Annotated in this window: 11 protein-coding genes; 6 read left to right on the top strand and 5 right to left on the bottom strand. The window is 68.2% G+C overall.

What is annotated here, in order from left to right; translation table 11 throughout:
* The first annotated feature begins 73 nt into the window (after positions 1-73).
* Entirely contained in the window at positions 74-2,668 is a 2,595-nt protein-coding gene (locus HF877_RS21640) for a LuxR C-terminal-related transcriptional regulator (protein WP_169621505.1), read from the top strand.
* On the opposite strand, the gene HF877_RS12520 is transcribed toward HF877_RS21640, so the two are convergent.
* Genes HF877_RS12520 through egtA form a run of 5 tightly spaced genes read right to left on the bottom strand, consistent with a single transcriptional unit; the run spans position 2,616 to position 8,143 of the window.
* A complete protein-coding gene (locus HF877_RS12520) occupies positions 2,616-3,875 on the bottom strand; it encodes an MFS transporter (protein ID WP_169621504.1) in 1,260 nt (419 codons plus the stop codon). The genes HF877_RS21640 and HF877_RS12520 overlap by 53 nt on opposite strands.
* Before the next feature lie 42 nt (positions 3,876-3,917).
* Positions 3,918-4,874 (bottom strand): L-histidine N(alpha)-methyltransferase, encoded by a 957-nt coding sequence (egtD, locus tag HF877_RS12515; protein WP_169621503.1) that lies wholly within the window; start codon positions 4,872-4,874, stop codon positions 3,918-3,920.
* Positions 4,871-5,620, bottom strand: a complete 750-nt coding sequence (gene egtC, locus HF877_RS12510; protein ID WP_169621502.1) for an ergothioneine biosynthesis protein EgtC — start codon at positions 5,618-5,620, stop codon at positions 4,871-4,873. Before egtC ends, egtD begins: the two co-directional genes overlap by 4 nt.
* Positions 5,613-6,923 carry an ergothioneine biosynthesis protein EgtB gene (gene egtB / locus HF877_RS12505; RefSeq protein ID WP_296551009.1) on the bottom strand — a complete coding sequence of 437 codons (1,311 nt, stop codon included), beginning with the start codon at positions 6,921-6,923 and terminating at the stop codon, positions 5,613-5,615. Before egtB ends, egtC begins: the two co-directional genes overlap by 8 nt.
* Positions 6,920-8,143: an ergothioneine biosynthesis glutamate--cysteine ligase EgtA gene (gene egtA, locus HF877_RS12500; protein WP_169621500.1), complete on the bottom strand. Its 1,224-nt coding sequence runs from the start codon at positions 8,141-8,143 to the stop codon at positions 6,920-6,922. Before egtA ends, egtB begins: the two co-directional genes overlap by 4 nt.
* A gap of 173 nt (positions 8,144-8,316) precedes the next feature.
* On the opposite strand from egtA, the gene HF877_RS12495 reads away from it, so the two are divergent.
* From HF877_RS12495 to HF877_RS12475, 5 genes are all read left to right on the top strand, one after another.
* Positions 8,317-9,495 (top strand): aminotransferase class V-fold PLP-dependent enzyme, encoded by a 1,179-nt coding sequence (locus HF877_RS12495; protein WP_169621702.1) that lies wholly within the window; start codon positions 8,317-8,319, stop codon positions 9,493-9,495.
* Positions 9,496-9,702: 207 nt separating this feature from the next.
* Positions 9,703-10,323 (top strand): 50S ribosomal protein L25/general stress protein Ctc, encoded by a 621-nt coding sequence (locus tag HF877_RS12490; RefSeq protein WP_169621499.1) that lies wholly within the window; start codon positions 9,703-9,705, stop codon positions 10,321-10,323.
* 95 nt (positions 10,324-10,418) lie between these two features.
* Complete coding sequence (pth, locus tag HF877_RS12485) at positions 10,419-10,991, top strand: aminoacyl-tRNA hydrolase (protein ID WP_169621498.1); 573 nt, start codon at positions 10,419-10,421, stop codon at positions 10,989-10,991.
* 118 nt (positions 10,992-11,109) lie between these two features.
* Entirely contained in the window at positions 11,110-12,798 is a 1,689-nt protein-coding gene (locus tag HF877_RS12480; RefSeq protein WP_169621497.1) for a peptide chain release factor 3, read from the top strand.
* Between the two features lie 99 nt (positions 12,799-12,897).
* Positions 12,898-13,518, top strand: coding sequence for a hypothetical protein (locus HF877_RS12475; RefSeq protein WP_169621496.1), 621 nt, complete (start codon positions 12,898-12,900; stop codon positions 13,516-13,518).
* Positions 13,519-13,521 lie beyond the last annotated feature (3 nt).

Here is a 13,521-nt window from a genome sequence, read left to right as displayed (position 1 = left end):
TTACCGATCAGGCCTGTCGGGGGTCTCGTTCGCAGCCCCGGCATCCAGCTGGGCAATCGTCGAAGGAGCTTGCGTGAGTATCCCCGCCGCCGGTCGCGTCGGCGTACCACAGTGGCGTGGTCTCACCTGTGCTCTCGCACGACCCCGGTTGTTCGCCGCACTGGACCGCGGTTCACCTCTGACGGTGCTCGATGCGCCTCCCGGTTTCGGCAAGCGCACCCTCGTCGCATCCTGGCTGCACGGTGGCGGCGCCGAGGGCCGGACGGTGGTGTGGGTCCCTCCCGACCACGCGACCCCTGGGCACCACGCGACATGGACGGCTGTCCTCGAGACTCTGCGGGCACACGGCGACGATGCGTTCCCGCACGCCTCCGGTCCGGACGAGCCGGGAGCCGACCCGTTCACCAAGGTCGTGCACGCGTTCCGGTCGTGTGAGGGGCCGGCTCTCCTGGTCCTTGCCGGCGTCTTCGATCCCGCGACCACGCTGCCCTGCGTCTACGAACTGCTGAACCGGTGTCCCTCCCTCGACGTCATCGTGTGTTCGCCGGGGACCACGGACACCGACCTCTCCGGCGCCACCGAGCAGGGGATCGACTGCACCTACATTCCCACCGAGCAGATGGCGTTCACGCCGGCCGAGACGGCGACGTTGTTCCACACGGCGGGTGTGCCGCGGACCGACGCCGAGTGCCATGCCCTCAACCGCGCGTTGGGCGGCGTCCCCGCACATCTCGCCGCGTCCGTCACCCTCGTCCGCTCCGCACCCGGGCGACTGGTCGACCCCGACGGCTCACCGGACCCGCGTCTTGCCCACATGGTGAAGCGCTACGCCGCGGCGCGTCTCTCCGAATTGGACGACGAGTCACGCGCTTTCGCGCTGACGATCGCGGCAGCGCGCAGCACCGACGCGACGACCGCCGTCGAACTCACCCGGCATCCGGATCCCACGACGGTGCTGAACCTCATGACGATGCGGGGGCTGCTCGTCGCGTCCCGGCCCAGCGGTGTCTGGCGGTGGACCGAGGCGGTCCGCTCCGCAGTCCTCGAGATTTCTCGCACTTCACGACCGGGACACGTCGACGCACTGCTGGTGGAGTTGGCCAGGCGGCATCGAGGCGACGAGAATCCGGTCGATGCCGCTGTCTACGCCGTCGAAGCCGAGGATTGGGAGATGGCGAAGGAGATCGTCTTCTCGTCATGGGTCACCATGGTGGACAAGCACTTCGGTTCACTCGTGAGAATCCTGCGCCGCCTGCCGGTGAAGACACTCGACGAATACCCGTCGATCCTCGCGGGACGAGCGCTGTTCAGTCAGATGCTCGACGAGCACGCCATCTTGCACACGTCGCTACCGTCCGACCCCGCCGATCTCCGTGAACTCGGCAGGACGAAGGACGCTCCCCATGCGTTGTTCGTCGGGACGGTGCAGACGCTGGCGCTGCGTGTGGGGGGCCGGGTCGACGATGCAGCAACGCGGACACTGAACCTCGAGCCGCTGGTCGAGTCCATCCTCGAGCATCAGCCCGACTCGATCGCAGCGCACCTTCCCGTACTTCGCCTGCAGTGGGCCATCACGCTTCAGCTCGCGGGAATGCTGGACCGGTCGACCACCGCATTCCGCCGCGCCTACCGGGGCGCGCACGCGTCGGGAATCACCTTTGCGGTCCAGAACGCGGCGGGCAGTTCGGCGTTGAACTGGGCAGTGACGGGCGACAACCCGCGTGCTCGCGAATGGCTCGATATCGAGCAGCGCGCCGAACCCACCGAGGGGCACTGGGGGCCGGTAGTCCGCATGGGCGGCCGGGCAGCGACGGTATTGCTCCATCTCGACTCGCTCGATCTGGAGGCCGCGACCCACGCGCTCGATGTGCTCGGGACCCCCGGTGAGTCCGAAGAACTGTGGGCTTTCGTCGCGTACTGCCGGGCGTACCACTCTCTCGCCGGGGGCAATCCGTACGACGGACTGACCGGTGTGCACCAGCTGATCACGTCGCATCGCGACCGCCACAGGTCCGGCTCATTCTCCCGGGTGCTCCTCGGCGCGGCGGAAGTGGATCTGCAACTGGCTCTGGGTAACGGCAACCTCGCCCTCGCGCGCGCCGGAGAGGACTCCGCGGGCCACCCCGTGCTGATCGTCCCGTGCGCGCGGGCGGAACTTCTGACCGGCCATCCCGATGCAGCGCTGACGAAACTCCGTCACGTGCCGTGGCCGGAATGCGGTTTTCCTCGCGCACATCTCGAAGCACTGCTCATCGCAGCGGCGTGCCACCTCCACCTGGAGGATCATGCGGGCGCCGTGCGCGACTGGCAGCGCGCCTGCACTCTTGCACCGACTCTCCGGAACCGGCGCGCGTTCACCACGGTGCCGGCGCGCACCGTGGCCCGGTTGGAGGAGCTGAGCGGCATCGCGATACCCGGAGGGCCGGTCGACGCGGTGTTTGCGGAAACGGTGCCGCGCGCGGAATTGTCGCCGCGCGAAACCGACGTCCTGGTCCTCCTCGCGCGCGGCTCGACGCACGCCGAGATCGCCAGGGAGTTGTTCGTCTCCGCCAATACGGTCAAGACCCAGCTGCGCACCGCCTACCGCAAGCTCGGGGCACACTCGCGCACCGAAGCTATCGGGCGCGCCCGCGAACTCCGGTTGCTGCCCCTCGATCGGGAGTCGTGACCGCGGAATCGGCTCCGGCCCGGTTTCCCTTCCCGGCGACCCGCATGTCGACTATCCACACCGCGGCGGTACACAGCGACAGTCCGACACCGAGCAGGAACACCGCCGTCCACCCGCCGAACGACCAGGCTGCGGCCCCCAGCGCCGATCCCGACGCCGCGCCGACGAAGTACGTCGTCATGTACACCGAGTTGAGCCGCGAGCGCGCATCGGGATCGAGCGCGTAGACGATGTTCTGGTTGGTGATGTGCACCATGCTCACGGCAAGGTCGATCGTGACCATTCCGACCACGAACCACACCAGCGACACCGCACCCGCCGCAAGTGCCGCCCACGACATGACGAGCACCGCGATCCCGGCCGCGGTCGTCAGAACGCCGAGGCCCCGGTCGACGAGCCGCCCGACCACGGAGGCTGCGACAGCGCCGACCACCCCGGCAAGTCCGACGAGACCGATCTCGAGTTCTCCGAGCCCGTGCTCCGGACCGGACAACAGGAACGCCATCGTCGAGAACATCGCGCTGATGGACGCGAAGCTGAGCCCACCCATCAGGGCACGGGTGCGCAGCCGTGGGTGCTCGAACACCAGCGTGCCGAGCGACCGCAGTGTCGCACCGTAGCCCTGGCGTGCCGTCGGCGTCGTCGCCGGCAGGACGCGCCACAGAGCGAGCGCGACGACCGCGGTGAGGACTGCGCCGATGCGGTACACGGTGGACCAGCCGCCGACTTCGGCGAGCATCCCTGCGACACTCCGCGCGAGCAGGATGCCCACCAGCAGGCCGCTCATCACGGTGCCCACCGCAGCGCCGCGTTTCTCGGGGGTCGCGAGGGTGGCCGCGAACGGCACGAGCACCTGCGCGGCGACGGAGAACAGCCCCGCCATGGCGGTCCCCACCATGAGCACACCGATGCCGGGTGCGAAACCGCTGATCCCCTGGCCGGCTGCGGCCGCGAGCATGAGCGTCACGGCGAGCCGCCGCTGGGGAAACACGTCCCCGAGCGGTACCAGGAAGATCAGCCCCAGTGCGTAGGCGACCTGCGCGACGGTGACCGTCGCGGCCGCCGCCGAGTGCGACGTGCCCAGCGCGGTCGCAATCGACTCGAGCAGAGGCTGGTTGAAGTAGTTGCCGCCTACGCACAACCCCGTCGCCACCGCCATGAGCAACAGCACGGGGGTGGTCAGCACGGGACGGGACTCCGAGGGCATACCCACCACAATCCCTCTCGCCGCGCGTGGCTCTCCAACCGATCAGCGGCGGGCGGCGCCCAGCACGACGAACCGGCCGTCGCGGTCGATCCATTCGCGGTGCACCACGAAGCCGGCGCGGTCGAGTTCCGCCCCGAGCCCGTCCAGCCGGAACTTCGCGGAGATCTCGGTGCGGATCTGCTCGCCCTTGTCCAGCGACACCTCGAGATCGAGTCCCGGCACCGACACCGTCATCGGCTCCGTCGCCTCGAGCCGCATCTCGATCCATTCGTTGTCCGGGTCCCACACGGCACGATGGACGAAGCGATCCGGGTCGAAATCGGCGCCCAGACGGTTGTTGAGCACTCGCAGTACGTTCCGGTCGAACTCCGCGGTGACTCCGGCAGCATCGTCGTAGGCCGGGATGAGCACCTCGGGATCCACCACGAGCCCCGCTCCGAGCAGAAGCCACTCGTCGCGGTCGAGGATCGACGCGAGTCCGGAGAGGAACGCGGCCCGTTCCTCGGGCACCAGGTTGCCGATCGTGCCCCCGAGGAAAGCCACCATCCGGCGTCCTCCCGAGGGAAGATGCTCGAGCGATTCGGTGAAGTCACCCACCACGCCGTGTACCGACAGCCGTGGGTACTCCACCGACAGCTGTGCCACCGCGGTGCGCAGAGCCGGCTCGGAGACGTCCTGCGGTACGTAGGTGTGGAGGTACGGTTCGAGCGCATCGAGCAGCACACGGGTCTTCTCCGAAGAGCCCGACCCCAGTTCGACGAGCATCTCCGGCCGCGCCGAGTCGGCGATCTCCCCCGCGAATTGCCGCAGCAAACCGAATTCGGTGCGGGTCGGGTAGTACTCGGGCAGCCGCGTGATCTCTTCGAAGAGTGTGCTGCCGCGCGCGTCGTACAGCCACGTGGGCGAGAGATATTTCGGGGTCGACGTCAACCCTCGGTAGGCATCGGCGCGGAGCTTCTCGTCGAATTGTTCGGGTTCGAGATAGACGTCGACTGTCATGGAGCCTTGACCTCCAGCGGGGAGACGATAAGTTTTCCGGGTATCGCATGGACGAGATGCCGGTCGGGCACCGGCTGCCAGCGCAGGTCGTCGTCGTACGGTTCCGAGGCGACGATGGCGACGTCTTCGTCCACAAGGGTCCACAACGAGTGGTACCACGCCGTCGCCCACATCTCGGACCCGTTGCACAACAACAGGTTCAGCCGGGATTCGGGAGCGGCACCGATGATGTCGCGCACCAGGGACATCAGAGCGACATCGGGTGTCCCCGACCGAAGCCGGTGGCGCAACAACATCCACAGGGCCGCGGAGTCGGTCGGCGCGTCGAGTTGCAGCAAGTCTTCGACGGGCAGCGTGGACGCGAGAGAGGCGAGGGATCCGGGCCATCCTCGGACCACCCCGTTGAGGCTGAACCCCCAGCGCGCTTCACCGAACGGCGCCGCCGCGGAACGTTCCACCGGCATACCTTCGGTGGCCGATCGCAGCGCGACCATCAGGGCTCCGCCGCGTATTCCCGACAGCCCCTCTCCCACAAAGGGATCCGACCAGATCGGTGAGGCCGACCGGTACCGGCCGAAAGTTCCGTCGTCACACCACCAGCCCACTCCGAAACCGTCGGCGTTGATGGTGCCGCCCCCACGCATGTCGCGGGGCGCGAACGACTGGCGAATCAAGGAGTGCGGGCCGCGATGGACCAGCTCGGCAGCTCCCGTGGCCGGTCCGAGATAGCCCAGGTGCCTACACATCCGGCTCCCCGGCACCGGCCGGGTCGTATGCGAGGCGGAAACCCGCGAAGATCTGGCGGCGGACCGGAAGATCCCAGTTGCGGAAGGTTCCCCGGCACGCGACCGAGTCGGTTCCGAACGAACCGCCGCGCAGTACCCGATAGTCGTTCCCGAAGAACACTTCCGAGTACTCCCGGTACGGGAACGCCCGGAAGCCCGGGTACGGCTCGAACGGTGAGGAGGTCCACTCCCACACGTCCCCGATGAGCTGGTGGACGCCGAGCGGTGACGCCCCCGCCGGATATGCCCCCACCACGGCCGGGCCGAGGTGACACTGTCCGAGGTTCGCATGCTGGGGGCCGGGCTCCTCGTCGCCCCACGGGTACGCGCGGCTGCGACCCGTGGCGGGATCCCACCGCGCTGCCTTCTCCCACTCGAACTCGGTCGGCAGGCGGCCACCCGCCCAGCGGCCGAACGCCTCGGCTTCGTAGAAGCACACGTGCACCACCGGTTCGTCCGGGTGCAGTTCCACGATCCGTCCGAACGACCGCCGTGCACGCCGGCCCGCAGGATCGTGGGTCCAGAACCGGGGCGCCTCGAGCTCGGCGTCACAGCGGTGTCTCCATCCCGGCTCGGACCAGAATTCGGGTCGCCGGTACCCGCCGTCCTCGACGAATTCGAGGTAACGCCGGTTCGACACCGGCACGGTGTCGATCGAGAACGCGGGCACGTGGACGCGCTGCGCGGGCTGTTCGTTGTCCAGCGCCCACGGATCGCTCGACGTCCCGATCTCGACCTCGCCGGCGGGCACGAGCACCCGGCTCTGCTCCGGCGGCGTTCCCCGCCGAGGCGCCTCCGGGGCGTCGAGCAGCGGTGGCCCCTCGCGTAACTGATGCGTGGCGAGCATCGTCTCGCCGTGTTGCTGCTCGTGCTGCGCGACCATGGCGAAAACGAACCCGTCACGCGTGAGTTCGGAATCGAAACTCCCCTGGTCCAGGGCATCCCAGCTGGCGGCACGGACCTCGTCGACGTAACGACGCGCCTCGTCCGGGCCGAGCAGCGGCAACTCGGGCCGTGTCGCGCGGGGATGCAGGAACGCGTCGTACAGGTCGTCGATGCCGCTTCGTAGCGGCGGCCGGCCCCCGACCTTCCGCACGAGCCACTGCTCTTCCTGGTTGGCGATGTGCACGAGATCCCAGACCAGCGGGCTCATCAACGGCGAGTGCTGCGCGGTGAGCTCGGAGTCGGGGAGATCGGTCAGCGATCTCGTCCGAGCGCGCGCACGCTCCAGGTGCTGACGGAGCCGGGTACGCGCGGCCGTCACCGCCCGGTCACCTCCGGCGCACGTCCCCGCAGACATCGGGCAGCGGCGGCGTCGAGAGCGCTGGTGAAACGCATGTCGCGCGAGGATTCCGCGGCGAGCGAGAGCAATCCTGCTGCGGCGGCGCGCAATTCGACCGCCCCGAGCCCGACTCGTGCCGCCTCGCTCCACATCTCCCGAACAGGAGCTGCGACCGCAGTGGCTTCCTGCGTCACCGCCGGTGTACTGAGCAGCGCCTCGATGGCGGCCACCGGTACCTGCCACAGGTCACCGGGCTGGGCATCGATGTATCGCACCTCGAGGTGTCCGCGTGGCCGCACCGGAGGGAACAGCGTCGTCATGTGGTAATCGAGATCGCCGACGGTGGGGCGGCGGCCGATCTCGGCGTCGAGACTCCCGTCGAGCCAGTCGGCGAACGTTGCGCCCGGTGGAGCATGCCACTCCGGTTCGCCGGAACGCACGCACGTCAACGGCGCATCGATCACCCACGCCGGATAGCCGGCCGGGTCGGGCACATCGGTGAGTTCGGGGTCGAGTGCCAGCCACGCACGCATCCGTTGCGACACCCACTCACCGTCCGGAGCGCCCCGCATGCTCGGCGAGCACGCGAAGGCGGCGATCATCGCCGGGCCCATGGCATGCAGCAGCTTCCAGCGGCGGTCGATCTCGTCGTCGTTCTCGCCGGCATCGACACTGACCTGCACAGCGGCGGTGTTGTTCATCATGAGCCGGCCCATAGGCCCGATCCGGTCGTAGCGCATTTCCATCGCCCCGTACCGGGGAGTGTGGAGCAGCCGCTGAGGGGGCCGGATCGCGTCGGAGGCGCCGTCGAGCATCGTCACCGAACGACGCGCGAGCAGCGCGCGGAGCATCCTCGCGTCGGCGCTGAGCCGATCGCATACCTGACGCGCGGAGGTGCAGGGCGCACTCGACAGTTCCACCTGACCACCGGGCTCGAGGCTCACCACACTGCCCGACGGCAGCGGTCTCTCCGACGACGGCGGCAGGACCGTCCGGGGCGCATGTGAGCCGAGCGCATCGACGAGGGAGGACAGTTGCGGGCGCGCGGCCGTGATGTCGGCACGCGCCGTGAGCCACTCGAGTTCGACGCCGATCAGGCGTGGTGGACCGGCACGGAAGCTCACGTCCCGGACGTGCTTTTCGGCAGCTCCGCGTGTCCCGAGTCCCGCCCGAGCGTGCGATACCGGAAAATTGATCGACATCACCACTCGATTCACCCCCCACGGCTGCCTGACAAGGTCTGCGAACGAGACTAACGCGCGTGGGCACGCAACGCGGGGAGATCGCCTCCGCGCGGCAGGCAACCCGGTGGGATTCCGGTGCGGCGGGATACTGTCCGAGACGACCACGCCGACGTGCGGGAGGGGATGTGCCGATGCTGGATCTCGAGCAGGCGCGCCGGGACACACCCGGATGCTTCGAACGCGTGTTCCTCGACAGCGCCGGTTCGTCGCTTCCACCCACCCCGGTGGTCGACACTGTGGTGTCGCACCTGCGGCGGGAAGCCGAGGTGGGCGGATACGTCGCGGCGAACGAGCGGCGCGGCGATCTCGACGCGGTGAAGACCTCGCTCGGCCGTCTGCTCGGCGCGCCGGCGGAATCCATCGCACTGTCGGACAGCGCGTCGCGTGCGTGGACATCGTTCTTCTACGCGGTGCCGTTGCGGCCCGGCGACAGAATCCTCCTCTCCCGGGCCGAATACGCCGCGAATGCGGTTGCGGCACTGCAGCGTGCACGAACGACCGGGGCTCACGTGGAGGTGGTTCCGTCCGATCCGTCCGGACGCATCGACCTCGATGCGCTGACCGGGATGCTCGACGAGCGTGTCCGGCTGGTGTCCGTCGTACACGCTCCCACCAACGGAGGGCTGGTCAATCCCGTGCGGGAGGTGGCCGATGCCGCCCACGCGGTGGGCGCACTCGTACTGCTCGACGCGTGCCAATCCGTCGGCCAGTTGCGGGTCGACATTCCCGAACTCGACGTCGACGCGCTCTCCGGAACCGGCCGCAAGTGGCTACGGGGGCCTCGCGGCACGGGCTTCCTCTATGTCCGGCCGCGCCTGGTCACCCAACTCGAACCCGCGATGATCGATCTGCACAGTGCGGTGTGGACGGCGCCGGATCGCTTCGACTACGCGCCGGACGCCACCCGGTTCGAGATGTGGGAAGCCGACGTCGCCGCACGACTGGGACTGGGCGCGGCCGTCGATTATCTGCTCGGTCTCGGGGTCGACGAGGTGGTCGACGCGCTCGGTTATCGCGCCCAGCACCTGCGCGACGGTCTCGATCGAATCCCCGGCGCGACCGTGCGAGATCTCGGTGACCGGCGCAGCGGAATCGTCTCGTTCACGCTGGACGGCTGGGAACCGGACGCGGTGCGGGACGCTCTGGCGCAACGGTCGGTGACGGTGACGGTGAGCCACCGCAGTTCGACGCTGCTCGACATGTCGGCCCGCCGTCTCGAGGCAGTCGTGCGGGCCTCCCCGCACTACTTCGTCTCTCCGGCAGACGTGGACCGGTTCCTGTCGGCCGTCCGCGACCTCGCAGCGCGCTAAACGGTCTCCACCTGCGCGGGTTCGCGTCCGAGGTGCCGATCCGGTAGAGTGGATCGAGTTGTCTCGGCGAGGGTGGACCGCATCTGTCGGATCACCGTGATCGACGCGGCCGCGGCTTTGATGAGCACCTGCTCCTGTCGCGCGTGCCGGCCCACTTGCCGAGAACACCCGACCACGAAGTGCCATCAGCGTAGGAGCCGTTACATCATGTCCGACGAGAACAATCTCGTAGCCAGCGTCCGCACCGAGTTCGGCAAGGGCGCCGCGCGCCGTGCCCGCCGCGACGGTCAGGTCCCCGCCGTGCTGTACGGCCACAACACCGACCCGCAGCACCTCGCGCTCCCCTCGCGTGAGTTCGCCGCCGTCCTGCGTGCCCACGGCACCAACGCCATCCTGACCCTGGACATCGACGGCACCGAGCAGCTCGCGCTGACGAAGTCCGTCGTCGTCCACCCGATCCGCCGCTACATCGAGCACGCCGACCTCCTCGTCGTGAAGCGCGGCGAGAAGGTCACCGTCGAGGTGCCCGTCGTGCTCGAGGGCGAGCCCGCCAGCGGCACGCTGGTCGTCAACGAGGTCAGCACCATCAAGATCGAAGCCGACGCGATGAAGCTCCCCGAGGAGATCAAGGTCTCCATCGAGGGCGTCGAGGCCGGTACCCAGATCCTCGCCGGCGGCATCGAGCTGCCGTCGGGCTCGAGCCTGCAGGACGATGCCGATCTGCTGATCGTGAACATCGTCGAGGCTCCGTCCGCCGATGAGCTCGAGGGCGAAGAGGGTGCCGACGAGGCTCCCGCCGCCGAAGAGGCGGCAGAAGAAGAGGCCTGAGTCTTCACCGGCTCCCTGTGAAGTCACTCGTGCGGCGCGTCATCCTCCGGGGTGGCGCGCCGCACGTGGTTGTAGATGCACGGAAGGAACTGCACGTGAGCGAGGACACCGCGCTCGTCGTCGGGCTGGGAAATCCCGGGCCGAAGTACGAAAACACCCGGCACAACATCGGTTTCATGGTGGCCGACGTGCTGGCAGGCCGGGTCGGTGGCAAGTTCGGTGCCCACAAGCGCAGCAATTCCGACATCGTGCAGGCACGGCTCGACGGTCGTCAGGTGATCATCGCCAAGCCCCGCACGTACATGAACCTCTCCGGGGGCCCGGTCGCGAGCCTCGCCAAGTTCTTCTCGGTCGACCCGTCGAACATCGTGGTGATCCACGACGAACTCGATCTGGACTTCGAGACGATCCGTCTCAAGCAGGGCGGCGGTGAGAACGGGCACAACGGCCTCCGGTCGACGTCCTCGGCACTGGGCACCAAGGACTACGTGCGTGTCCGGATGGGCATCGGGCGCCCTCCCGGCCGGCAGGACCCTGCCGACTACGTGCTCAAGCCGTTCTCCACCACGGAACGCAAAGAGCTCCCGGTGTGGTGTGAAGAAGGCGCCGACGCCGTGGAACTCGTGCTGCGACTGGGGCTCGAAGGCGCCCAGAACCGCGTGCACTGATACAGAACCGTCGGACGGGCGCAGTCGAATCCGCCCGAAACGACCCTACGAGTTGCCGAGTAACATGGACGAGTTGCCGGCGACAGCCGCACCAGTCCCGCTTCGAGAGGTTTCCGCGTTGAGCACCCCGCACGCTTCGGCCGTCAGCGAATCCACCGGAGTCCCGAAGCCCGGATCCGGTAAGGAAGTACGGGCCGAGGCCCAGCGCCGCCGTACGTTCGCCGTCATCTCCCACCCCGACGCCGGTAAGTCCACGCTCACCGAGGCCCTCGCTCTGCACGCGAAGGTGATCTCCGAGGCGGGCGCCGTGCACGGAAAGGCCGGCCGCAAATCGACCGTCTCCGACTGGATGGAGATGGAGAAGGCGCGCGGCATCTCCGTCAGCTCGACGGCACTGCAGTTCAACTACACCTCCTCCGAGTCGGCTCGCGGCGACGACGGAAGCGAGACGGTCAACGTCATCAACCTCGTCGATACGCCCGGTCACTCCGATTTCTCGGAGGACACCTATCGCGTGCTCACGGCTGTCGACGCGGCCGTGATGCTCATCGACGCCGCGAAGGGCCTCGAGCCGCAGACCCTCAAACTGTTCCAGGTGTGCCGTCACCGCGGCATCCCCGTGATCACCGTCATCAACAAGTGGGACCGGCCCGGTCGCGCACCGCTCGAACTGCTCGACGAGATCGACGAGCGCATCGGCCTGACCCCCACTCCCCTGTTCTGGCCGGTCGGTATCGCCGGTGATTTCCGCGGCCTGCTGCGTCGCGGCGAGGACGGCACCGCAACCGAGTACATCAAGTTCACCCGCACCGCGGGTGGCGCGAAGATCGCACCCGAAGAGCACCTGTCGGTGGACCAGGCGTCCGACCGCGAGGGCGATATCTGGACCGAAGCCGCCGAGGAGTCCGAACTTCTCTCGGCAAGCGGTCAGGACCACGACCAGGAGATGTTCCTCGCCGGACAGACGTCCCCGGTGATCTTCGCGTCGGCCATGCTCAACTTCGGTGTCCGGCAGATTCTCGACACGCTGGTGTCGCTGGCACCGCCGCCGCGCGCCCGGATCGACATCGAGGGCAACCCGCGCAACGTCGACGATCCGTTCAGCGCGGTGGTGTTCAAGGTTCAGGCCGGTATGGACACCGCACACCGCGACCGGCTCGCCTTCATGCGGATCGTCTCCGGTGTCTTCGAACGCGGCATGGTGGTCACGCACGCCCAGACCGGGAAGCCGTTCGCCACGAAGTACGCGCTCACCGTCTTCGGGCGTGAACGCACCACGGTGGAGAACGCCTACCCCGGGGACGTGGTGGGTCTGGTCAACGCGACCGCACTCGCACCGGGCCACACGTTGTACGTGGACAAGAAGGTGGAGTTCCCGCCGATTCCGTCGTTCGCCCCCGAGCACTTCGCGATCCTGCGCGCCGAGAGCGCGTCGAAGTACAAGCAGTTCCGCAAGGCGGTCGATCAACTCGACTCCGAAGGTGTCGTGCAGATTCTGCGCAACGACATCCGCGGTGACGCCTCGCCGGTCATGGCGGCAGTCGGTCCGATGCAGTTCGAGGTCGTCGCGGCGCGGATGAAGGCCGAATACAACGTGGACCCGAAGATCGAGCCGCTGGGATACGCGCTCGCGCGACGGACCGACACCGCATCGGAAGACGAGCTCAACCGTCAACGCGGGGTCGAGGTGTTCACGCGGTCCGACGGTGTGCTGCTCGCACTCGTGAGCGACAAGTGGCGTCTGCAGTACATCGAGAAGGAACACCCGGACCTCACGCTCGAACCGCTCGTCGCCGCGACCGACTGACGGAATCCCGGCGGACGCACCCGGTGGGTGCAACCTGCGGACTTTACTGATACTTTCCCTTCCGTCGATCCGACGTATCGGGTGGAATCAGGAGCAACGATGAGCGACGACGCACCGGCCTCGGCTGGGGACGGACTGCCGTCCGGTAGGCCGGGGGACGCAACCGCACGGTCCGGAGGACCGAAACGGTCGGGCACCTTCGTCTATCCGTTGCCGAGCACCCCTCTGCCCAGCAGCACTCCGCTCACCGGCACGGTCCGGCCGGACTCGGCCGGGAAGTCCGCTCCGGGTGTGTCCGGAGCGAACACCGAGAGCGAGCGCGCGATCGACCGCGACCCGGCCGGCGGGGTGGACGCCGGCATCTTCGACGAAGGGACGACCCTGGTGAGCAGCACCAGCACGAACGGCACGGTCAACGGTGCGGGAACCGCAACCGACGGTGCCCGCACCACCACCGCGACGTCCTCCGTCACCGCGCCGACTCCGTCCCGGCGGAACTCGATGGGTGTGGCCTCGGTCCGGATCGCAGCCCGGCTCGCCCAGAACGAACTGGGAACCTCCGGTGGCCAGGGCGACCCGATCTCGGACAACGACGAACTGCTCACCCTGCTCGGTGAGTACCTCGTCGCCGGCGGGCTGGAGAAGCCCGAACTCCACGTGACCCTCGGCGGTCAGACCATCGTGGTGGACCTGCAGACTCCGCAACGTCACGCCCGCTGACCG

Origin of the sequence: Rhodococcus sp. BL-253-APC-6A1W (assembly GCF_012843405.1) — a bacterium.
Classification (GTDB): Bacteria; Actinomycetota; Actinomycetes; order Mycobacteriales; family Mycobacteriaceae; genus Rhodococcus.
This window is presented reverse-complemented; position numbering and strand designations above follow the sequence as displayed.